This is a genomic window from Microcoleus sp. Pol12A5, from assembly GCF_036701435.1.
Classification (GTDB): Bacteria; Cyanobacteriota; Cyanobacteriia; order Cyanobacteriales; family Microcoleaceae; genus Microcoleus.
The window spans coordinates 1-22309 of sequence record NZ_JAUBQU010000101.1; the positions used below are offsets into that span (position 1 = coordinate 1).

At 45.8% G+C, this 22309-nt stretch carries 22 protein-coding genes and 1 pseudogene; 14 read left to right on the forward strand and 9 right to left on the reverse strand.

Going from position 1 to position 22309, the window contains the following annotated elements; translation table 11 throughout:
- Positions 1-190: pseudogene (locus tag QUA45_RS21800) on the forward strand (IS4 family transposase); the annotation flags it as partial.
- A gap of 16 nt (positions 191-206) precedes the next feature.
- Here QUA45_RS21800 and QUA45_RS21805 read toward each other — a convergent pair.
- Positions 207-989 carry a CHAT domain-containing protein gene (locus QUA45_RS21805; protein WP_333222093.1) on the reverse strand — a complete coding sequence of 261 codons (783 nt, stop codon included), beginning with the start codon at positions 987-989 and terminating at the stop codon, positions 207-209.
- Complete coding sequence (locus QUA45_RS21810; RefSeq protein WP_333222094.1) at positions 986-1120, reverse strand: hypothetical protein; 135 nt, start codon at positions 1118-1120, stop codon at positions 986-988. The genes QUA45_RS21805 and QUA45_RS21810 overlap by 4 nt, the downstream gene beginning before the upstream one ends.
- 647 nt (positions 1121-1767) lie before the next feature.
- Here QUA45_RS21810 and QUA45_RS21815 point away from each other — a divergent pair.
- From QUA45_RS21815 to QUA45_RS21825, 3 genes are all read left to right on the forward strand, one after another.
- Positions 1768-3330 (forward strand): aminotransferase class I/II-fold pyridoxal phosphate-dependent enzyme, encoded by a 1563-nt coding sequence (locus QUA45_RS21815; protein ID WP_333099971.1) that lies wholly within the window; start codon positions 1768-1770, stop codon positions 3328-3330.
- Between the two features lie 99 nt (positions 3331-3429).
- Positions 3430-4023 (forward strand): precorrin-6Y C5,15-methyltransferase subunit CbiT, encoded by a 594-nt coding sequence (cbiT, locus tag QUA45_RS21820; RefSeq protein ID WP_333099972.1) that lies wholly within the window; start codon positions 3430-3432, stop codon positions 4021-4023.
- Positions 4024-4305: 282 nt separating this feature from the next.
- Positions 4306-5223, forward strand: a complete 918-nt coding sequence (locus QUA45_RS21825) for a phosphatidate cytidylyltransferase (RefSeq protein ID WP_333222095.1) — start codon at positions 4306-4308, stop codon at positions 5221-5223.
- 114 nt (positions 5224-5337) lie between these two features.
- Here QUA45_RS21825 and QUA45_RS21830 read toward each other — a convergent pair whose 3' ends face one another.
- On the reverse strand, positions 5338-6129 hold the full coding sequence (locus QUA45_RS21830) for a DUF2993 domain-containing protein (RefSeq protein WP_333099976.1): 792 nt from the start codon (positions 6127-6129) through the stop codon (positions 5338-5340).
- A 618-nt stretch (positions 6130-6747) separates the two neighbouring features.
- On the opposite strand from QUA45_RS21830, the gene QUA45_RS21835 reads away from it, so the two are divergent.
- Positions 6748-7542 carry a pseudouridine synthase gene (locus tag QUA45_RS21835; protein WP_333100021.1) on the forward strand — a complete coding sequence of 265 codons (795 nt, stop codon included), beginning with the start codon at positions 6748-6750 and terminating at the stop codon, positions 7540-7542.
- Positions 7539-8420, forward strand: a complete 882-nt coding sequence (locus QUA45_RS21840; protein WP_333099978.1) for a RodZ domain-containing protein — start codon at positions 7539-7541, stop codon at positions 8418-8420. Before QUA45_RS21835 ends, QUA45_RS21840 begins: the two co-directional genes overlap by 4 nt.
- A gap of 134 nt (positions 8421-8554) precedes the next feature.
- On the opposite strand, the gene malQ is transcribed toward QUA45_RS21840, so the two are convergent.
- A complete protein-coding gene (gene malQ, locus QUA45_RS21845; RefSeq protein WP_333099980.1) occupies positions 8555-10063 on the reverse strand; it encodes a 4-alpha-glucanotransferase in 1509 nt (502 codons plus the stop codon).
- Positions 10064-10234: 171 nt separating this feature from the next.
- On the opposite strand from malQ, the gene QUA45_RS21850 reads away from it, so the two are divergent.
- Entirely contained in the window at positions 10235-10369 is a 135-nt protein-coding gene (locus QUA45_RS21850) for a hypothetical protein (protein ID WP_333222096.1), read from the forward strand.
- Between the two features lie 157 nt (positions 10370-10526).
- Here the strand turns inward: QUA45_RS21850 and QUA45_RS21855 are convergent, their stop codons facing one another.
- The 3 genes from QUA45_RS21855 to QUA45_RS21865 all read right to left on the reverse strand — a co-directional run bounded on the left by QUA45_RS21855 (position 10527) and on the right by QUA45_RS21865 (position 13471).
- The gene (locus QUA45_RS21855; protein WP_333053037.1) at positions 10527-10652 is read right to left on the reverse strand and encodes a photosystem II protein Y; all 126 of its coding nucleotides are present in this window, start codon (positions 10650-10652) and stop codon (positions 10527-10529) included.
- Between the two features lie 201 nt (positions 10653-10853).
- Positions 10854-11612: a MinD/ParA family protein gene (locus tag QUA45_RS21860; protein ID WP_333099982.1), complete on the reverse strand. Its 759-nt coding sequence runs from the start codon at positions 11610-11612 to the stop codon at positions 10854-10856.
- 71 nt (positions 11613-11683) lie between these two features.
- Positions 11684-13471 (reverse strand): CHASE2 domain-containing protein, encoded by a 1788-nt coding sequence (locus QUA45_RS21865; protein ID WP_333222097.1) that lies wholly within the window; start codon positions 13469-13471, stop codon positions 11684-11686.
- Positions 13472-13807: 336 nt separating this feature from the next.
- Between QUA45_RS21865 and QUA45_RS21870 the strand changes: the two genes are divergently transcribed.
- The 6 genes from QUA45_RS21870 to QUA45_RS21895 all read left to right on the forward strand — a co-directional run bounded on the left by QUA45_RS21870 (position 13808) and on the right by QUA45_RS21895 (position 18920).
- On the forward strand, positions 13808-14545 hold the full coding sequence (locus tag QUA45_RS21870) for a DUF928 domain-containing protein (protein WP_333099986.1): 738 nt from the start codon (positions 13808-13810) through the stop codon (positions 14543-14545).
- A gap of 141 nt (positions 14546-14686) precedes the next feature.
- On the forward strand, positions 14687-15421 hold the full coding sequence (locus tag QUA45_RS21875) for a DUF928 domain-containing protein (RefSeq protein ID WP_333099987.1): 735 nt from the start codon (positions 14687-14689) through the stop codon (positions 15419-15421).
- Positions 15422-15651: 230 nt separating this feature from the next.
- Complete coding sequence (locus tag QUA45_RS21880) at positions 15652-16446, forward strand: HAD hydrolase-like protein (protein WP_333099988.1); 795 nt, start codon at positions 15652-15654, stop codon at positions 16444-16446.
- Positions 16447-16851: 405 nt separating this feature from the next.
- Positions 16852-18069 carry a DNA double-strand break repair nuclease NurA gene (locus QUA45_RS21885; protein WP_333099990.1) on the forward strand — a complete coding sequence of 406 codons (1218 nt, stop codon included), beginning with the start codon at positions 16852-16854 and terminating at the stop codon, positions 18067-18069.
- Between the two features lie 144 nt (positions 18070-18213).
- Positions 18214-18432: a hypothetical protein gene (locus QUA45_RS21890; RefSeq protein WP_333068674.1), complete on the forward strand. Its 219-nt coding sequence runs from the start codon at positions 18214-18216 to the stop codon at positions 18430-18432.
- Between the two features lie 173 nt (positions 18433-18605).
- Positions 18606-18920, forward strand: a complete 315-nt coding sequence (locus QUA45_RS21895) for a hypothetical protein (protein WP_333099991.1) — start codon at positions 18606-18608, stop codon at positions 18918-18920.
- Between the two features lie 117 nt (positions 18921-19037).
- Here the strand turns inward: QUA45_RS21895 and QUA45_RS21900 are convergent, their stop codons facing one another.
- Positions 19038-21074, reverse strand: a complete 2037-nt coding sequence (locus QUA45_RS21900) for an ABC transporter ATP-binding protein (RefSeq protein ID WP_333222098.1) — start codon at positions 21072-21074, stop codon at positions 19038-19040.
- A gap of 451 nt (positions 21075-21525) precedes the next feature.
- Here QUA45_RS21900 and QUA45_RS21905 point away from each other — a divergent pair, with 451 nt between their 5' ends.
- Positions 21526-22047, forward strand: coding sequence for a GNAT family N-acetyltransferase (locus tag QUA45_RS21905; RefSeq protein WP_333222099.1), 522 nt, complete (start codon positions 21526-21528; stop codon positions 22045-22047).
- A gap of 70 nt (positions 22048-22117) precedes the next feature.
- Here QUA45_RS21905 and QUA45_RS21910 read toward each other — a convergent pair.
- Positions 22118-22309: tetratricopeptide repeat protein (locus QUA45_RS21910; protein WP_333222100.1), on the reverse strand; the 192-nt coding region annotated here is incomplete at its 5' end.

Sequence of the window (22309 nt, forward strand, 5' to 3'; positions counted from 1 at the left end):
GGTGCAGAAATTAGGGCGCTCGGTACGTCGTCATAGCAACTTTTGGATAGGTTTATATGGTGAATGTTGGGTGACAGTAAGTGAAGTTTGCCAAGATTTAGTAACTGAATTAATGAGGATTAGAAGTAATAAGCGACCATTTTTTCAGAAGGGGATAAGGGCTAGAACCTTGATTATATCTACTCTTTGACGGGGTTGTCACCCCGTCAGCGATTCATCAACGCAGGGTTACTTTCAATTTGCTCGATCGCTTCTCCTGCAACTTTCATCTTTCCAGTCATCGTATCAGTGCGGTTATTTTTGCTGAGTTGTTCCAGCAGTTGTTGAATTTCATTAGCAGCTTCAGCAAGATTTTGTTTTTCGGCTGAATTATTGTAGTAATTTCCTTCAACATAACTGCCTTGGTCGTTAACCGATGTCTCGCGGTAATCACCACTTCCCATCTTGATGTTACGTCCGCCTGTCATTTTTTTATCTCTTTGATTAGACATATTTGAATAAGACTCCTTGGGTGGTATAAAAGTAGCAGTTTTTGGAGCGGAGTTTTCATTTTTTTCAGCATACCATCGAGGAATAAATTCTTGAGGTATTCCCGCGATCGTAATTGCATTGCATCCTAACTGATAAGCAAAATCATAGGTTTGCCCTGCTCCTAAAGCATCATAAAACGCCACTGACAATTCAATCGCTGCCCTATCATCAATAGCCTGACTCATGCCAATCACACAATTAATGTGTTTGGCTATTTCTTGAGCTTGGTACTTTGAGTGACAAGCGTTAAGTACAACACATTCAACCTGTGCAGAAAACAATTGAAAAAGTCCTGCTAGGGCTTCAGTATCAACTAACTTTTGACATCCGGTGTCATCTTCAAAAACCAAACCATTTTCTCCCGCTCCATGTCCGCTAAAATGAACAATATTCGGCTTGTGGTCTAAAATTGCTCTCCGAATATCTCTGTATCGCGTGGCTTCTGCGGATTCAATCAAAAATAAATCCCTAGAGTGCGCTTTAATCCTTCTTTGATTTCTCGCACTTCTTCATCCAAGCGCAAAGGAGTTGTTCTTTTAGGGTTGGCCGATAACATCAAAATTTTTCGATGAATAACATCGTAAGTCACAAATTACTATCTCCAATAACTCTTGACAATAAATGTTGTAGAATTAGGGTATCTCTTCATAGATTTACCGCTAAAAGTTTCTGTTTATTAATGATTTATTGTATTCGCTGAACCCGGATTTGGAAAACTATACAATCGATCGGTTTTTTACCTAGCCAAAAGTTTAGGTCATCACCCCACCCAAGGGTTAGTTTACATTCGATCGCCCATTGGGAAAGTCCTAACCCAAGAGTCTTACAAACAAAGGCCGATCGCCCTCCAAGACGCGATAGGGCGATCGGGCGGAGTAAAAAAAGCAGCCGATATTATCGAACAGGTTGTATTGACTCGAAAGCCGGTCTTCCCTGAAAAAAAGCTACAGACTGTGGTAGAATTTTGTGCTGTAACTGAAACCACAGCCCCTAAACAAACCATAAGTAAAGCAGTAGCCAAGATTTTCAAATGTTTGAGTATCATATTTAAACAGTCCATATTCATTCATTTTAGAGAATTTTGAAATTGAGACAGTGTTGCTTGTTGGCGATTGCAAGGAAAAAGGTAGCAGTCGATGCGATCGCAAAATTTCCAGCAACGGTTTCAGCAATTAATAACGTCCGGTGAAACCTCGGCGGTTGCTATAATTCTAAATAATCAAATCAGGATTAAGCGTGTCAGCAGCAAACTCTCAACAACAAACGCCTCTATTAGATGCCTTGCGCGATCGCATAAATCACCCACACGCCCCATTCTACGCCCCCGGACATAAACGCGGACAAGGAATCTCTCAACCCCTAATTGACTTATTCGGTGCGGCAGTATTTAGATCGGATTTGCCCGAATTGCCGGAATTAGACAATCTCTTTAACCCAGAAAGTGCAATTGCCGAAGCTCAATACTTGGCTGCCGAAGCATTTGGAGCCCAATCAACTCGGTTTTTGGCCAACGGTTCGACTTGCGGAATTATCGCGGCCATCTTAGCGACTTGCGGCCCTAGCGAGAAAATTATCCTACCTCGAAATATCCACTCATCGGCGATTTCTGGTTTAATTTTATCCGGCGCAATTCCAATTTTTGTCAATCCAGAGTACAACCCCGATTGGGATATTGCCAACAGCATCACCCCAGAAGCCACAGCCGCAGCATTAGAACAACATCCCGACGCCAAAGCAGTAATGATGGTTTACCCAACCTATCACGGCGTCTGCGGGGATTTGCGGACGATCGCCCAAATTACCCATCAATACAACATACCGTTATTAGTAGACGAAGCCCATGGCGCGCACTTTAACTTTCATCCAAACTTGCCAGAACCGGCACTATCAGCCGATGCCGATTTAACAGTACAATCAATCCACAAAACCCTCGGTGCAATGACACAAGCATCGATGCTGCACGTCAAGGGCGATCGCATAGATATCCAAAAATTAAATAAAGCATTGCAGTTAGTACAATCTACCAGTCCGAGTTACTTATTATTAGCATCCCTAGACGCCGCCCGCCAACAAATCGCACTCCACGGCAAAGAGTTAATGGCGCAAACTTTACAGCTAGCAGAAAAAGCGCGATCTCGCATTAGTCAAATTCCCGGATTATCAGTTTTAGAACCGTTAAATACACCGGGTTTTGCAGCATTAGACCGCACCAGGCTAACAGTAAAAGTATCCGATTTAGGAATTACAGGATTTGCCGCCGATGATATTCTGCACTCTCAACTCGGCGTCACCGCAGAACTTCCCATGCCCCGACATTTAACATTTATTATCAGCTTGGGAAATACAGAATCAGATATTGACAATTTAGTTAAAGCTTGTACTTTTTTAGAAGGAAGAAGGAAGAAGGAAGAAGGAAGTTCGGCAACGAGCACTGTACAAGATGTCACGGATGTCAGGAAGAAGGAAGAAGTCCGAAAGAAGAAGTCCGAGAGAAGTAGTCCGATGTCCGATGGAAGATTTGCCCACTCTCCCCCTCTCCCACTCTCCCCCTCTCCTCCTCTCCTCTCCCCCCGCGAGGCCTTCTTTTTCCCAGCGGAAACAGTACCTGCAGACAAAGCAGTCGATCGCCTGTGCGCCGAACTCATCTGTCCCTATCCCCCAGGAATACCAGTCCTGATGCCGGGTGAAATCATTACCCCAGAAGCCGTTGACTACCTGCAACAAATCCTTGCCGCCGGCGGAAAAATCACAGGTTGTAGCGCTCCTGACCTCCAAACTCTCAAGGTTGTGCGACAGTAAATATAAAGGCTTGGGGGAAATGGGGAGAATTTCTACTTCTTCCGCGAGTTCCAACTTCGGTCTTGCTTCAATCAAAAATCAAAAATCAAAAATATAACTATGCTTTGGCCCTACGTCACTCCAGGCATCCCGGATGACTTATTTGAACGTTTACCGGGAATTCCCATGAGTAAGCGAGAAGTCCGACTGCTGTTAATCTCCCACCTGCGGCTGCAAGCAGATTCAGTCGTGTGGGACATCGGTGCAGGTACTGGTACGATCGCCGTAGAAACAGGTTTGCTGTGTCCCAAAGGTCGCATTATCGCCGTCGAAAGGGACGAAGAAGTAGCAAGCTTGATTCGCAGAAATTGCGATCGATTCGAACTCGACAACGTAGAAGTCATAGAAGGCAGTGCCCCGGAATGCCTCAAAAATCTCTCCAATCCCCCCCACCGAGTCTGCATCGAAGGAGGCCGCCCCATTAAAGCTATTCTCCAAGAAGTCTGGGGGTACTTGCAACCTCAAGGTCGAGTTGTAGCCACAGCAGGCAATTTAGAGAATCTTTACGCCCTTTCCGAAGGATTCGCCGAGTTGCAAGTCCGCAACGTCGAGGTAGTCCAGTCCGCCGTCAACCGCTTGGAGACTCGCGGCTTGAGTCAAACCTTTGCCGCCGTCAATCCCATATTTATTCTCAGCGGCGAAAAGCTGGATTAGAAGGAAGAAGAAGGCATGACAAGAATTTGACAGGGATACACTAATTAATTATGTAATTCTTAATCTTTTTTAAGTTCACTTAACCTTCATACTTAATAATAGGGGCGACCATAGCTGGATTGACTGCCTGACTTGAGATATTGGATGACTGATCGGGGATGAGGGTTAGCTGTGCAAGGGAGAAACTCGTGCTCTAGAAAAATCCAACATCCAACATCCAACATCCAACATCCAACATCCAAAATCGAATCACCCCCCGCCGTCTGCAAGAGAAATTCATTTATGCCTTGGTCTCGTATCCTCAGTGGAATAGTTGCGATCGCCCTTGCTTTGGGAATGATTATTATGGGGGGATGGTACTTCACCATCGGCTTTGGAGTCATCGTCTACCTAGGCCAATTGGAATATTTTCAATTAGCCAGGGCTAAAGGCATTGCACCCGCTGCCAAAACTACCTTAGCCGTCAGTCAAGGCCTGTTAATTACTGCTGCCCTAGCACCGCAACTCGTAGACGCCATGTTCCCCTTAGCGGGAACCTTAATCTGTTTCTACCTGTTATTCCAACCTAAATTATCGACGATCGCCGATATTGCCTCCTCAGTTTTAGGATTGTTCTACGGCGGTTATTTGCCCAGCTATTGGGTACGCCTGCGAGTCGGCCTCGACCCAGGCAATCTTGCTACAACACAACTTTCGCAAGCAGTAGCAAGCAATTTGCCTGTTAACATTTACCCGTCCCCGTCTTGGACAACTTCGAGCCACATATCTTTAGGATTGACTTCGCTGCTGCTGGCTTTCTTCTGCATCTGGGCCGCTGACATTGGGGCTTATTTTGTCGGCAAATTCTTCGGGCGGACTAGCCTATCCCACATCAGCCCCAAAAAGACCGTTGAAGGTGCTGTATTTGGAGTTTGCGGCAGCATCGCCGTGGCCGTCGCTGGGTCTTGGTATTTACACTGGCCGGGGTGGCCGTATACAGGGGCTGGTTTTGGTCTGTTGATTGGGGTTGCTAGCCTGTTGGGAGATTTAACTGAGTCGATGATGAAGCGAGACGCCGGCGTTAAGGATTCGGGGCAGTTGATCCCCGGTCACGGCGGCATTCTCGATCGCACCGACAGTTATGTTTTTACCGCGCCCTTAGTCTACTATTTTGTCACTTTACTGTTGCCCGCGATCGACTCTTTTTTAATTAATCGGTAATTGGGAATTGGGCATGGGGAATTGGGCATGGGGAATTAGGAATTCGGTATATATTCCCAGGCTTTGCCGAGGACGCAGGTTAAAGTCAACTGTCAACTGTCAACTGTTAATTAACTAAGGCAAAACTCTAATTCCTCCCCGACAAACAATTTCCCCCGGACTCAAGATCAACTCTTCTATCTCAACTTCCGGCCCAAAATCAATTTTAAAACCATTGAAATCACTGCTCTTTAATTCTCCATCCATTTCGATTTCTGGTGATTCAAACATCAATTCGCGACCCCTGGCTATCCGCAAACCCGTCCGCAATACCAAAGGAATTTGCCTACCGCCAGCGCGCAAAATTGTCGCAGAAAGCGTCAACAAACCCGCCTCAATTATAATCTGCGAATTTTGCAACTTCAGCGACTTTTCCCTATCTGTCAGCGGCAGCATAGGCAGCAAAAATTCGTTCAAAGCATCAGCAAGCAAAGGCGCTTTCAGCGACGCATTCAAATCCGCCTGACTAAGCCTCAAAACGCCTGCCACGGGAACGGATTCCAGGAGGCGCAGGGGTTGGCCTTTGAGAGCTTGACCGAGGTTGATGCGAATGCCACAGCCCTCTATGGCAACTTCAGTTAGGTGTAATCCTTTATACACAGCACCGCGAGCGGCAGCCGTGACTTTGGGGATCGCACCGCCGAAGATTTGTCGATCGCTCCCCTCAATTTTTACCTTCAACTCGTCCACCTGCTGAACTTGCGATCGCAGCCACAACTGCACCGCCGGAGACAGCACTGCGCTTGCGATCCGGCTGCCTTGACTGGGCGAAGGTCTCCCCGGCTCCTCGCCGAGATTAACAGTCTCACCAGAGCCAGCAGCGGCATCTCTATTGTCAAATTGAATAGAGTTTCGATCGACAGTCATAAACAATTTCAGAATATAAACCTTAATATTCAAGCACAGAAATTTAACTAGAACAGGCACATCCGGCCTCAAAAACCCGGTTTATGAACAGATAGACCGCTGTCAACCTCTGATTTTCCTTAGAAACCGGGTTGATGAATACAAGTCAGATCAACTCTAAAATCAAGCAGAAATCTGGCATCAGCAACGCCAGAAGCACAAAAATTCTCACCTTTCCCCCCTTGGGATCTTTGGGTAGTTCACGAGTTGTGCGATCCCGATGAAAAATTCGCGATCGAGCGTATAAATTTAACCAGCAGTACGGGATTTATGGTAGTGTTGGTTTATGGTCGGGTCAGACCCACACCTTTCAAACCAGCCGCAAACCAACGGTGCAAACCTGTGCCTGCAGCGAGTCTTTTCGTCGTAGTTTTTGCACAGCATTCAGGGTAATGCCATCAGGACAATCTGCACCGGGCACAAGGACAATCTGCACTCTTGCCGGGCGTCCTGTAATAATTGGTCAGCATTATAATTTATTCCCAACCAGGAATTGAGCATTGCTAGTACGGTTAATCAATTAACCGTGTCGTGTTTCCTCCCCACCGCTGGCTCGTTGGGGATTTCCACACTCCCGTCATGTCTGATGAAAGGCTGCAAAAAATCCTCGCCCAGTGGGGCATTGCCTCTCGCCGTCTTGCAGAACAGATGATTGTAGCTGGACGAGTCCGAGTTAATGGCAATATTGTTCGCTTAGGAGAAAAAGCGAATCCCGATCGCGATCTCATCCAAGTCGATGGAGTCCCGGTGCAACCAACGGATCGACCCGCAAAGGTCTATCTGTTGCTCAACAAACCGGCAGGCGTAGTTTCTACTTGCAGCGATCCAAGAGCCCGATCGAAAGTTCTCGACTTGCTGCCACCACAACTGCGCTCCGGTCAAGGCATCCACCCCGTAGGACGCTTAGATGCAGATTCCACCGGCGCCCTCTTGCTCACCAATGATGGTAAGCTGACATTTTGTTTGACCCATCCGCGTCACTCGATCGCCAAAACTTATCAGGTTTGGGTACGGGGCGATCCCCCGGAACGCATACTACAAACGTGGCGTCAGGGCATCATCTTGTCCGGCAGAAAAACTTTGCCCGCGAAAGTAAAAGTTATCGATCGCGCGCAAGACCAAACTCTGTTAGAAGTCATTCTATCAGAAGGCAGAAACCGACAGATTCGGCGAACTGCCGAACAGTTGGGATATCCCGTGGTGCGCCTGCACCGCACAGCCATCGGCCCGATTCAATTGCAGCGGCCCGGTTCGCCAATATTGCCACCAGGCTGCTGCCGACCCCTAGAAGATGCGGAAATTATTTATTTATGGAATCTAGTCAACCTAACATCAATAAGCGTGCCAGTAAATTCCCAGGAGCACAGCATATGACAAAGAATTTATTGTTTTTATTCTTCAAAACAACTAAGAATAAACTATACTCCCAAGAGCCAGAACCAGCTCAGAAGAAGCTAGCGGAAATTGGGGCTCAACTCCGCCAGTACCGCGAACAGCACTCGATTTGTTTGGACAAAGTAGCCGTGGTAACAATGATTCGGCGGAATCTGCTGCAAGCCATTGAGGACGGTCAACTCGACCAACTTCCCGAACCCGTCTACACTCAGGGTTTGATCAAGCGCTACGCTGAAGCAATGGGTTTGGACGGAACTCAGTTTGCCGACTTTTTCCCGATCGAACCGCCGCCCAGATCGAGAACCAAGCTATCCTGGCAAGATGGGCCTCAGTTGCGACCGATGCACCTCTACCTCTTTTACACATTTCTAATTATCTGTTCGGTCAATGTCTTATCTCAGTTGATGAGCGGTTCTGTTACCGCAAAAAACGGTGCGGGAGCCGAAGAACTAGCGCTTGGGCAGCAAGAACAAGCCCGTTTAGCTGCTGAGGCATCGAGAGCCTCACAAAATCAGAAACCGGATAGTTACGAGGCTGTCGAAGCAGTAAGAACAGGTCAGCGTTTAGATAAATCTGGCAATAAACCAGTGATTGTTAACGTCACTTTTAAAGCAGAATCGTGGATGCAGGTTGAAGTCGATGGTAAAACAGAGTTTGAGGGAACTTTGCCTTCAGGGACTGTTCGCACCTGGGGGGCTCAAAAGCAATTGGTAGTGGTAGCAGGTAACGCCGGCGGGGTAATGGTTGCCGTTAATAACGGACAAGCCGAACCACTCGGAGATCCTGGAGTCGCCAAAGAAGTTGTTTTTAAAGCAAAGGAACTCAATCCTTCAGCACCGCCCAAGAATGAAGGTTGAGTGTTAATTGGTAATTGTTAATGGGTAATAAATAGGTAATAGCGGGCAGTCCACAGATTTTAATTAGAATGTCGGTCTTTATTGACTTCTTACCCATTACCCCTTACCCATTACCAACTACCCCTTCTCCATTATCAATGTTTATTAGGAGCGCGCCCGGAGATGTAAGTCATAGTTTTGAGCCGATCGCGCACTTCCCAATTCAAAGCTTCTGGTCGATATCGCCAGCCCCAATTTCCTTCTGCTTTCCCCGGAAAATTCATCCGCGCGTCTGTACCCAAACCCAACAAATCTTGATACGGAACAATTGCCAAATTAGCAATAGAAATCCAGCCCATGCGGATTAAAGACCAGTGAATTCCTTGGGGATCTATGCAGCCTAAATAACGCAAAACCTCATCTCTTTCGTAGTTTTGCAGTTGATTGAACCAGCCGACAGTCGTGTCATTGTCGTGGGTACCCGTGTAAACTACGGAGTTGCGCTCGTAGTTGAAAGGCAAAAAAGGATCGCCAGGGCCCGCGCCGAAAGCAAACTGCAAAATCTTCATTCCTGGAAACTCGTATCGATCGCGCAAAGCTTCCACTTCAGGAGTAATTACCCCTAAATCTTCAGCGATAATCGGCAAGTTGCCAAACTTCTCATTAATTAGATCCAACAAAGCTATTCCCGGCGCTTTAATCCACTCTCCCTCGATCGCAGTTTCTTGTCCGCGCTTCACCGCCCAGTAAGCCTCAAATCCTCGAAAGTGGTCGATACGAGTCACGTCTACATAAGCGAAAATCGCTTCAAAACGCTCCACCCACCACTCGAAATTATTTGCTTGCAACTTCTCCCAATTGTATACGGGGTTGCCCCACAATTGACCTGTATTGCTGAAGTAATCTGGGGGAACTCCTGCCATTAAAGCTGCTTCTCCGGTGGCTTCATCCAAGCAGAATGTTTCTGGATGAGACCACACATCCGCGCTGTCGTGAGCTACATAAATCGGAATGTCGCCAATAATTTTAATGTCCCGCAGGTTAGCATAGCGTTTCAACTCCGTCCACTGGCGAAAAAACTCAAACTGAACGTATTTGTAGTAATAAATCTCAGCATTTAGCTGCTGACGCCACTTCTCTACCGACTCTGGTTTTCGACGGGCAATTTCTGTTTCCCAATTGTTCCAGCTAACACCGCCAAAGTGATCTTTTAGTGCCATAAATAAGGCGTAATCTTCCAGCCAATTCTCTTTGCTTTCGCAAAAAGCTGAGAATTCTTTTTGCTGGATAGGAGATGCTTTGGCTTTGAAATTTTCGCAAGCTTTTTTGAGCAAAGGCACTTTCAAGGCGATCGCCCGCTCGAAGTCTACATAATCGAGCGGAAATTCAGGTAAATTAGCGAAATCTTCATCTGTGAGCAATTGTTCGTCCCGCAGCAGTTCTGGGTTGATCAGCAGGGGATTTCCCGCCATTGCTGAATAGCACGAATAAGGAGAATTTCCGTATCCTGTCGGCCCCAGCGGCAATACCTGCCAGTATTGCTGGTCGCTCTCTACTAAAAAGTCAATAAAGCGATATGCTTCTATTCCCATGTCTCCAATGCCAAATCGACTGGGAAAGGATGTGGGATGGAGTAGAATGCCGCTCGATCGGGGAAAAAGCATAATCTATCTAAAGATATAGGAATTTAACATTGACAATTTGACCTATCTTCCCTATCAGTTAAACTTCGTAGTTTTTAGGGCGATTGTTAGGGCAAATACTTTTGTGATTGTCTCATATTTTCTGCGATAACGTGCTTACCCAGTATTTTTATGGAACTCTACTCAGAAGTTATGAGTAGAGTTCAAAACATCAAAATCTGGAGTTACACGATCGCCCTGCTTTCACAGCTAAGTTTTTTTACCCAGGCTCGTTTGCTGCAACAAAATATTTTGCTGGAGCGTAATCAGTTTCTGCTTAATTTTTAAATCTAACTTTTCTTTGGATGTCGCCCCATCTCTCTGCAGTCGTAAATTGCCCGCCCAAAATCAGCCATCACTTAAGCAGAGCCAATGCACAAATCAGCCGACTGTTTTGTATCTAAAAAAACAGTCGGCTGCGGGATTACCTGAAAAAAGGCTGAGTTTAAGCTTGCTTGTTCAACAATTTCTGCACTTGTTTGAGAGCTATAGCGCCGACGTTGTAGGCAGCCCAGCCGCCCGCCAACAATACGGGCATCAATACTATTAGTATGCGGAAGTCAAAATCCATGAGTTCTCCTCCTAAAGTTTTTTAACAAATTCTCATAATCTATTTGTATCTCATTTTGTGGCCATTCTCCTGACTCTTTAACCAAATATTGTCGCTGAGAAAGTTCCTCTGCTGGCAGCCGAATAGACAGAAGGACATCGCTCCGCAGGAATTGAGATCGAAACTCACTCCTGGGCGGGCGATCGGCATTCGCTGCACCAATTATCCCACAATCTGTTTCGCAATCCCTTCCACAACCTTAGTTAGAGGGTCGTTAGGGAAGTGCAGCGCAAACACTCCCTTGCTGGCGAGCAGCATCATCTTGTCGCTGTGGGGCAGTACCCCTGCCACTGGGATGTTGTAAATACTCTCTACTTGCTGCTTCAAATCCTCGAAATCCAGGGATTCTGGGGCTTTATTGATCGTCATCAAAATCTTGGGAACTTCTAATTTGCGGGCCACATCTACCGTGACAGCCGTTCCCTGAAAATCTTGCTGATCCGGACGCAGAATCAGCAGCAGGATGTCGGAAATGGTGATGCTGAGGAGGGTTTCTTCGTTGAGCCCCGGGTGGGTGTCGATAAATAGGTAGTCTAATTCCAGAAACTCGATCAGTTCTTGAAAGCCGTCGGTAAGCAGTCCCACATCGTAGCCTTCGCGCAAAACTCGCGCTATCTCCCCTGCTTTAATGCTCGAAGGAATCAGGTAGAGGTTGCCGTTACTGGCTAATTTTGGCAGCAGCGAACTCACATTGTAGGCCGTATCGGCGATCGGACACCGGCCCCACAGGTAATCGTTCAGGCAGCGAGCCATGTTGCTCTCGCTGAAACCGAACAGCACGTGAATCCCGGGCGATTGAATGTCGGTGTCCACAATGGCGACCCGATTTCCGCCACGAGCGATAATAGATGCCAAGTTTGCTGTCGTGTTCGATTTGCCAGTTCCGCCCCGGTAAGAGTGGACAGAGATGATTTTGGACATGATCTGCGTATGAGGGTAAGAAACGGCGAGAACCTATTATGATGCAATTCTCTATGCAGTCGAGTTCTCTGTCATTCTTCCTTGCCCCCCAAATCCTCCTTGTCTGCTAAACTATCAATTTTTTCATCTTTTATCCTCTTTTCTGCGCCCCTGCGGTGCCGCATCTGTTTGGCTTTGGCTTGCAAATCGCTGAACTCGTCATGGGGTTTGGTTTCGGCTGAAATAGCACCGCCACCCGCCTCGCACGCACCCGTCGGTGAGCTGCTTTCCGATTCAGTCACAGGGGCGCGCTGCTTCTGCAGTTTGGCTTTTTCCTGCAATTGAGCTAAGTAGTCGTCTGTCTGACTTTCGACCTTGGGAAGGTCTGCGGTACTTGCAGTTATTTCTTGGGGTTCGGAAGGTACTTTTTCAGAGGTTTCTTGTTTGCTAATTCTCAGTTTATCTTTCTTTTGCTGCAATTCTTTAAAGAAATCAGATTCTGTGATTTCTGCGACTTGCTGTTCTTTTTTGGCTTGGTCTATTTCGATTTTGAAGACTTGTTTTACTCGATCGCTAATTGCTTTCCCGTATCCGGCTTTATTAAATCTCTCTGCTGATACAATGCTACCCCCAGTTAAGATTAATGCTAAGGCTGGCGCTGCCACAGGCACCCACCCTCCCAACAGAAAAATCCCAAAGCCGATCGCGCAACACCCGGACAGCAATGCTGCGAATGTCACCGTCAACTTCGCTGGGTGAGCCATCCGCGATGCCAACGTTCCTCCCACAATTGACCATCCCGAAATCCATAGGATTTCGGCCCATTCCGGCCAAAACCATAACATCGGTCTGTTGTCTAAAACTGCACTCAAAATTTGGCTGACTACTTGTGCGTGTGCCACGATCCCCGGCATGAATTGATTGCTTTGCTGTCCCCCACTGTAAGGAGTATAAAAGAAATCTTTAACGGTTTCTGTGGTATAACCGATGAGTACTATTTTATCTTTAACTAAATTTGGGTCAACTTTCCCCTCTAAAACATCCGTAATTCTGACTTGGTTGGCAACTTGCCGCCTGGAACGATAGTTAATTAATATTTGATATCCCCTGACATCGGTATTTGTGTATCCTCCGTCATTGCTTGCTAGTTGTTTTAATTGGGTTTTTCCCAGCCATAAAGATTGATCGGGCGCAAGTTGAGGAGAGATTTTTTGCCCTTGCAGGTAGCGGAGTGCTAGCTGGAGGTTGAAGGAAGCTAAAACTTGAGAGTCGTCATTGCAAAGATGTTTTTGGGCCGAGGAGTTGCCCTTAATTGTCGGGGGTTTCATAAATAATAATGCCCTGCGGAGTATGCCACCCGGATCGACTCCGAAATCTGCAAATCCCACCCGGTTTTGCGGTAGCCCCGGCGCAGGCGGAGAACCGGGATTGTCCGGGCTGCCGTCGGTGACTAAACATACCCCGATAATTCGATCGCTTTTTTGTAAAATTTTGGTTAATTCCTCGCGCCCGTCTCCTAAAGGTACGTCTCGCAGTACATCTAAACCGATGACTGCCGGCTGCATTTTGTCAAGTTTTTGTAATGTTTCAGCTATTTTGCGATCGGATATCGGCCACTGTTTCAGTTTCTGAATGTCTGCTTCGGTAATCCCCACAACTAGCAAACGCGAGTCTGGCTGTTCTTCGGGACGCCACCTCACCATTTGGTCGTAAGCGCTTAATTCTAATGGTTCGAGTATTCCTAGTTGTCGGGCTCCCATCAAGGATAATGTTACTGCCGCGCTGGCAATTAATACAGACTTAGCCAATGCTAGTGATGGTTTATACATTTGACTCAATTGAGTCGCTGCCGATCGAATTTTATTAGATATTTTACTCATTATCCCAGCATAAAAGTTTGACTCGTTTCTGGAACAGCAGTTGTTTCACATTTCCCCCCTGCTGGAGACTTCCTCCATCTTAGAACACTCGGAAACTCCGACCGCTTTGTTACAAAAATTTACAGTACGTGGCGAGCAACTGTATCTAATGATACTTGCGGTTTAGGCAACCTGAGTTTTTCGACAGAGAATCCCCTTGCCGCTCGAATTAATAAATGTTATTGATGATATGTCAAGGTATAAATTGTGTATCTGCGCCCTCGACTAGCAGCTCAAAAATATTTGTCGCCATCAGCGAATGCCTGTGTTTGGAATTATAGTGAAAGGTACAACAAAATGAAACGTTTTCTACATGGGGCTACACTTGCGGTCGCCGTATCTGCGATCGCAGCTACCGTACCCAGTTCACTTGCACCGATGCGCGCACAATCCCAGCCGCTTCTGCTGAGTCAAAATTTTAATTTCAAACCTCCCGACGTAACAGCCCCCACCAACCGACAAGGAGGTACACATCGCGGCAACAAGCTTTGTCCAGCGGGTTTATCTATTACTCCTTTAGTGCCTCCAACTAATATCGGTTTAACCCTAACAGAGTCTCCCACAATTTTTGTCTATGTTCCTCAAACCTCGGCAAAAATAGAGTTTACTGTCCTCAACGACAAGGAAGAGGAAGTGGTCTACGAAAAAACATTTAAACTGGACAAATCTGGGATTGTTGGAGTTACCATTCCTGCTACGGACAACAACAAATCCCTTGAAGTTGGTAAGCGATACGTGTGGTCATTTTCGCTCGTTTGCGACCCCGAAGACCGATCTGGAGATTTAGTTGTTAAAGGGTTCGTGCAGCGAATTGAACCGCAGGCAACTCTCAAGAGCGATTTGGCAAATCCCGACCCGATGACTAGGCTCAACGTTTATGCTCAAAATGGGATTTGGTACGAAACTCTCGCTACTTTAGCCCAAATGCGGCGTCAGACGCCGGGGGATGTGAAGCTGACAGCCAAGTGGACGCAATTATTGCAGTCCCAAGGACTCGAATCAGTTGCAGCTCAACCACTGGTTGCGCCTCTTTAAATCTCGATATTTCTTGAAGTTTTGTCGGTCTGCCGATGGCGATGTGAAAATTGACCCATTTACTCGATCGCGCCCGGGGCTAAAACTCCGGGTTAACATTAGAGATGCGATCTATAAATATTTCTACAAGTGGGTGGAAAAATGAAACGTTTTATACATTTTACTGCACTGGCGATGACTGTATTGGCGATCGCCGTTACTCTCCCCAGTTTGCTTACACCGATGCAGGCTGTGCCTGCACCCATTCTGCTGAGTCAGAATGTTAATTTCACACCCCCAGATGTAACAGCCCCCGACAACCGGCAAGGGGGGACGCATCGAGGCTGTAAGTTACGGGATGGTTTATTCATTACTCCCTTAATACCTGAAAGCAATATTGGTTTAACGCTAACAGAATCGCCAACATTTTTTGTATATGTTTCTCAACCCGCAGCTCAAGTAGAGTTTGTTTTGCTAAACGCAGATGAATCAGAAGTAGTCTACGAAACTACTATCAAAAATGACAAAGCCGGAATTGTGGGAGTTAGCCTTTCTGAGAAAGATCAGACAAAAAATATTGAGGTTGGTAAGCGATATGTGTGGTCGTTTGCACTAGCCTGCGATCCTCTGGAGCGTTCTGGAGATTATATTGTTAAAGGATGGATGCAGCGAATTGAACCCCAGGCAAATCTCAAGAAGGATTTGGCAAATCCCGACCCTATGGCTAAGGTGATTGCTTATGCTAAAAATGGGATTTGGTACGAGACTCTTGCTACTCTAGCCGAAATGCGGCGCCTCGCACCCGATGATTCGCGGCTGACGACCGAATGGACGCAATTGTTGCAGTCCCAAGGACTAGAATCGATTGCCACTCAACCGCTAGTTCAGTCTTTTTAATAACGACTGTTCACCAATCATTGCTGAGTGTTTGCACAGTCAATTTTTCAATTCTTCAATCCAGTAACCGAAAGCAGCCAGGGTACAAGCCCCCGTCTTTATCCTGGCACCATCAAAAAATAGTATCCGATAACCAGTCCCCAGATTCATCAGTGATATCGCTTTGTTCAATTCTCAAATCCTTCAATTCTTCAATCCAAAATCCAAAATCCAAAATCTAAAATCGATTGATGGCTAATAACTTTCCGACAATTCTAGCTCTTGATTTTGACGGTGTGATTTGTGACGGACTAATCGAATATTTCCAAACAGCTTGGCGTACCTACTGTCAAATCTGGAAACCAGTCGAAACATTACCCGATTCAGATTTAGCTTTGAGTTTTTACCGAGTGCGGCCCGCCATTGAAACTGGTTGGGAAATGCCGCTGCTGATCCGCGCACTACTGACAGGAATTTCCCCAGAGCAAATTTTGCTAGATTGGCCCAATATAGTACCGTATTTGTTGACCGAAAATAATTTAAAAGCGCAGTCTGTCGGTGCTATGTTAGACGGATTGCGCGATAATTGGATTGCTGAGGATTTAGCTGGGTGGCTGTCTTTGCACCGCTTTTATCCAGGGGTTGCCGATCGCTTGCACTCGTTGCAGGATAGTTCGGTGAAAGTGGCGATTGTCACTACGAAGGAAGGTCGTTTTGTGCGGGAACTTTTGCAGCTAGCAGGGGTACAAATGCCGTCCGAGTTAATTTTTGGTAAGGAATACAACAAGCCTAAACACCAAATTTTGCGGGAATTTTTGGCAGCGTCTGGCAAAGACTCGACTATCTGGTTTGTGGAAGATAGGTTAAAAACTTTGCTGTCGGTGAAGCAGCAGCCGGATTTATCTCAGGTGAGGTTATTTTTGGCTGATTGGGGTTACAATACTTTGCCCGAACGGGAATCTGTGGCTCAAAATCCACCAGTTCAATTGCTTTCTCTGTCCCAGTTTGCTGGAGATTTTGCCGATTGGCTGCCGCTCGAATGTTAATTTTAAATTTATTTACACTTGTGGTTTTTTTCGCTTTTCAAAGTCAAAAAACCACAAAATTTTACATCTTTTTTGTTGACTTTTGTGGAGTAGGCATGGTATTTTAATATAATCGGATGGTGGCAAAAATAATATTTTTGCCACCATCCGATTATAAGATAAATATAACAGAAACTCCTCAAAAAAGCAAGGCTATCGACAAAAAAATGTTTTTTTTCATAGACTATTGCAGGTAATCTTGACCTCAAAAACCAGGTTATTTTACTATTTATGCGGGCGCACACGAAGTGTTTTAGTCGATCGAACTGCGTGCATGACAAAAACCAAGCTTCGTAACCAAAAAGATGAAAAGTGTTTTGATAATTTCTCAGCTTGAAAGCTTTCTAATATTGAGACTTAAAACCCATGCTCGATTTAACTAAAGCAGCCAAGGCAATGCAGGGAATGAGCCAACATTTGAATGTGGAAGCTCAGGCCGCTCGCCAGCGTTTGGAAGTGGCTCAGAATTTGCTGGTAAAGGCGGCAGGCGAACAGGAAAAATTGGTGGAATTGCAAGAGAATTGGCGCGATCGCACTTTATTCAATGCTGCCACGCCGATCGAGCCCTTAGACGATCGCACCTACATCACCGCACCCCCCGCTGCTCACACAGTCTTTGCCACAGACGGCTCGCAAATTTCCCCCAACCATCACGAAATAGCCTACTGCTACCTGCTAAACGTCGGCACAGTCATGCTGCACTACGGACAAAGCCGCCACCCAGTTTTAGACAGCGTACCCGAGGTTTTCTACAAACCCGAAGACTTGTACGGTTCGCGGCAGTGGGGAATTAGAACCGAAGAATGGATGGGATACCGGCGAGCAGTTTCCGAAGCAATTGCCTTAGCAGAAATGGGATGCAATTGGGCAAAGGTTAACGACAATAAATTGCCCGCGCCAGCTTTAGCAATGGTAGACGGTTCCCTGATTTATTGGTTTTTGGAACAGTTACCCACCGATGCGCGCGATCAAATTTTGCTGCCAATTTTAGAAGCTTGGGACAAGTTGCGTTTAGCAGGAATTCCGCTGTTAGGATACTTAAGCGCTTCTCGCAGCAGCGAAAGTTTATCTTTTTTGCGGTTTGAAGCTTGCACCCACGAAGTACCAGACTGCATGACAAATTGCCCGAACGTCGGATTTGCCGCCACAATGTCTTTCGCCGAAAAAGCACCTTGTCAAGAATTTGAACCTTTGCGGGATGCCATATTGTGGGCAACAATCCTGTCACCCGGACAAAGAAGCCCTTTGTGGAAATCCCAAGCTCGAATTTTAGATTTGTACGGCCTTAATTCCGTCTATTTCTGTTACGTTCACGTTGGTACAGAAATTGCTAGAATAGAAGTGCCAGAATGGGTAGCACAAGATACAGCACAGCTAGATTTAGCATTAGGAATGATGCTGGCTCAAGTACACAAAGGCGGCGGCTATCCGGTGACGCTAGCAGAAGCTCACAATCAAGCGGTAGTCACGGGGGGCGATCGAAGTCGCTTTTTCGCTTTGTTAGAGCAGCAAATGATTAAAGCCGGCTTAAAAAATGTGGGAATTTCTTATAAGGAAACACGGAAGCGCGGCAGTATTGCTTAAAGTAAGAAGTAAATTAGTCGTGGACACAGAAACTCGGTTTTTTCGCAAATACTGGATTTGAGCTTTGAATACAGATTGAAGACCTAGTTTATATGGTATTAATCCGTAAGTTATGTAGAGTTTAAATAGAGTTGCAAATGTTATATGCCAATAGAACTAATTATCTTAATTGCTGCGTTACTTGTATCTTGGCTAGTCTTTAATTGGGCGTTTAAAGTGTTGAAAGCCAGCATCGGGACAGCGATTGCTTTAGCAGCAATTGTGCTGGCGATGCAGTTATTGTTTGGCATCGGGCCCAACCAGCTTTTCCAACACATAATTCATCTTCCGGAAACCCTGGGGAAAATGATTTCAGGCAAGTGAATCAATTTTAGATTGGCGATTTTAGATTGGAGGACAAATTTAATTGAATGTATGCTAGGTCTGCTGTGGTTGCACAGAAGGCTGTCGCTCAAATAAGTGTCACTCAAAAAAGCGACTGGTCGATCGCTCACTCCGATCGCCACAATAAAGCTAACGTATCGACATAAAAGCAAATGAATACAGCTTTATTAATTGCTTGGGCGATCGCCGGATGGTGCGGAACAATTCCAAGGGGTCCCTGGTGGCGGTTTCCTCCTCCCCCTCCTCCTCCCGATCCCTTCCGAGAAATTTCCTTCCGAGTCTCTGGCCTAGCGGGTGGGATTGCTGGAGGCTTTCTCTACAGCAGCGCTTTCCCGATGCAATCGCTGGATGCAGTCAATGTGGGGGTGACAGCGTTTGGGGCCTTCCTGAGTGGGATGCTGGCATCTGACGTGGCGGGATTGGCGATGGGGCTAGGCGATCGGACTCCTCAGCTTAACGTGAAGTGAATCGCAGATAAAAAGTGCAAACAAAGGTTGAGTAGGAAACTTGACGGGGTTCTTACCCCGTCAAGTCATGTATCTGGGTATTCCGAAAATTGTCCCTCTTCGTTCTTCCTTCAGATATTAACTTCCCAGCATTTGCAACTTGTACAAACTGGCATACAACCCTTCTTGCTGCAACAATTCTTCGTGGCTGCCAGACTCTACTAACTGCCCGCGTTTGAGCACTAAAATGCGATCGACATTTCGGATAGTCGAGAGCCTGTGGGCAATAATTATCGCCGTTCTGTCCGCCATTAAACGCTCTAGAGCTTCTTGAATTAAAGCTTCTGTTCCCACATCCAAACTAGCAGTGGCCTCGTCGAGCACTAAGATACTGGGATTGCGAATGGCGGCGCGAGCAAACGCTAATAATTGCTTTTGTCCACCCGAAAGATTGGTTCCCCGTTCCCGCAATTGCGTGTCATAACCTTGAGGCAACTGTTCGATCAACCGGGCAACATTTGTCTTTTCTGCTGCTGCTTGAATTTCCTCAATCGAGTAACTTTCTCCCAGGCTGATATTGCTCTTCACGTCACCAGCAAATAGAAAGCCATCTTGGATAATTACGCCTATGTGCCTCCGTAACTCTGCTTGAGGCAAATCCCGAATATCCACATTATTAACCAGAATCCGTCCTCGGCTAGGTTCGTAAAGGCGGCACAGGAGACGGATAATCGAACTTTTGCCTGCACCGGTAGGGCCAACTAATGCTACTTTTTCGCCGGATTTGATGGTGAAATTGAGGTTTTGCAGGACATATTCGTCTTGTTTGTAAGCAAACCACACGTTGTCAAATTGGATTTCTCCAGATTCATAATTCTGCGATTTGGCATTTTCTCCTCCACGAAGCTTCGGGGGGTTGGGATTGTTAGGCAATAAACGATATTCTGAACTTGCTGGATTTTGATGATGATCTGCCAATTCTCGATCGAATGGAGACAAGTTGTAAGCAGTTGCCTCTGGATGTCCAGTTATCAACAACGGTGAATAACCTGCCCTTCTTCCCTCTTCCCTCTTCCCTCTTCCTTCTTCCCTCTTCCCTCTTCCCTCTTCCTTCTTGCCGCTAGTTGGATCTTTAATTTCGATCGGTTCGTTGAGAATATCGCTAATGCGTTCGACAGCGGTAAATCCGGCTTGAATTGCAGTGAATTTCTCAGCAAATTGCCGCAGCGGATCGAATAGACGCTGAGCAAATAAAATGAATGCCGAGAGAGTACCGAAGTTAAGATTACCGGCTAAAACCCTTTGACCCCCCATCCACAAAACGGCTGCGATCGCTACTAAAGCAATCCATTCTAATGTCGCAGATACGGCTGAGTCGTAAAATATAGTTTTATCAACTGCTTTAATATAGCGTTTATTGGTGACGCGAAACAATTCTGAGTTGAATCTTTCGCGGCGGAATAGCTGCACTACACCAATACCAGTCAAGTTTTCTTGCAGTTGGGCGTTGAGATCGGAAAGCTCTTCTCTGGTATTGTAATTTGCTATGCGATATTGGTACTGGAAATAAATTATGACTGCCGTAATTGGTATCATCATCAGCACCAACATTAAAGCTAGTTGCCACTGCATGGTAAACATGAAAATGGCAATTACTAAAATGGAAAATAAATCGCTGACAATGCCGATCGCCCCTGAAGAGAAAACCTCTCCCAAAGCTTCCACATCGCTGGTGAGGCGAGTCATCAATTTACCGACAGGAGTGCGATCGAAAAATCTCACTGCTAGCGATGTGACGTGGGCGAACAAATCATTTCTAATATCTGTAGTAATTATTTGCCCTACTTTCGTGACTAAATAGCCTTGAACTGATTGCAGTGCTAATCTAAGTGTTATAGTTAGCATGAGCAAAATAGCCAAAATATTCAAGGCAGCAGATAGAGACAATCCCCGCAAGAATTCGTAGGTAGGTTCCGAGCGAATTACCGAAATTGCCTGTCCGATGAGAATCGGTTGAATTGCTCCTGAGACTGCTAGTGGTACTAATAGTGCGATCGAAATAATCAGCAAGCGTTTGCTGCGGGTTGCGTAAGATGCCAACCTCATGAATAACCGCCAGTCTGTTTCCTGGCCGGATTTGTTTTTGGTGTCTGCTACTGGTGAGGAAATTGTCATCCGATTTTAGATTTTAGATTTTAGATTTTAGATTGCAGAAGCTATTATGCTGCTAAATTCGGCGGCTTTTTCTTTTTCTGAGGATATCGAGCTTTTTTTCGCTGCGCGGCTTGTAGGGCGGGCTGGCGATATCAGTTCGCTCAGCTTTTAGCAAAAAAGCTGTACAATATATCCAACTCATAATTGTAGCAAATAGAGTCAGTCAAATTAGGAAATATTCTACAGAGCCAGCAAATTATCGAACCAGACAGCGCTCAGTCACCCCTATTTATTACGACAGCGGATACCCGCTACTTGCCACTTTATGCCTTTAGACATAGAGTTGACCACGAGTTTTAGTTACTGTGTCAAATGCTGGGTTTTCAAAATGCAGTTCACTGCATTGAAGAGATTGATTTTACATTTAACCGTCGTCCCCAGGAAAGTGTATTAGACTTTTTGCTTATAACTTATGCAAGAAATAGAGACAGCCAGATTGTATCTGAGACAATTTACGCCAGACGACTTAGATGATCTGTACCGTATTTACAGTGATGCAGAAATAATGAAATACTTGAGAGGAGTTAAAAGTAGAGAAGAAACACAAATCGCCATTCATACCATGCTCAAACGTTGGGAAGAAAACAACTTCGGAATGTGGGCTTTAGTACATAAAATAGACCGTAAAATGATTGGCCGCTGCGGATTGGCTTTTCTGGACCAGACACCGGAAGTAGAGCTGGGCTATGCGCTAGACAAAGTTTATTGGAATCAAGGATTGGTTACAGAAGCATCTTTTGCTAGTCTAAATTATGGATTTAAAATATTAAACTTGGAGAGAATAGTTGCGATCGCCCGACCCGAAAATATCGCCTCGCAGCGGGTGATACAGAAAGTTGGCATGAAATATGAAAAAAATGCTCGTTATTACGAAACCGATGTAGTATATTATTCTATATCGCGAGAAACTTACCTGTCAAAAGTAGTTTTGTAGGGTGTGCGTTGCACACCTTACTGCATTTAAATTACTCACATTGCAATTTGTCATTATTGCCTGCTGACAACTACGAAGTCCTTTGCAATTGCTTGTTAACTTTTTGAATTTTCTTAGCAAAATACTCTTGTCTGTGTCCCAATCTTTTAGCCACGTCCAACCCTTTTTGATAGGCTTCTAAAGCTTTATCGTAAGCCTTCATCTCTTGATAAACTTGACCGATATTGTCATAAGTGTTCATCAATCCGTAGAAATTGTAAGC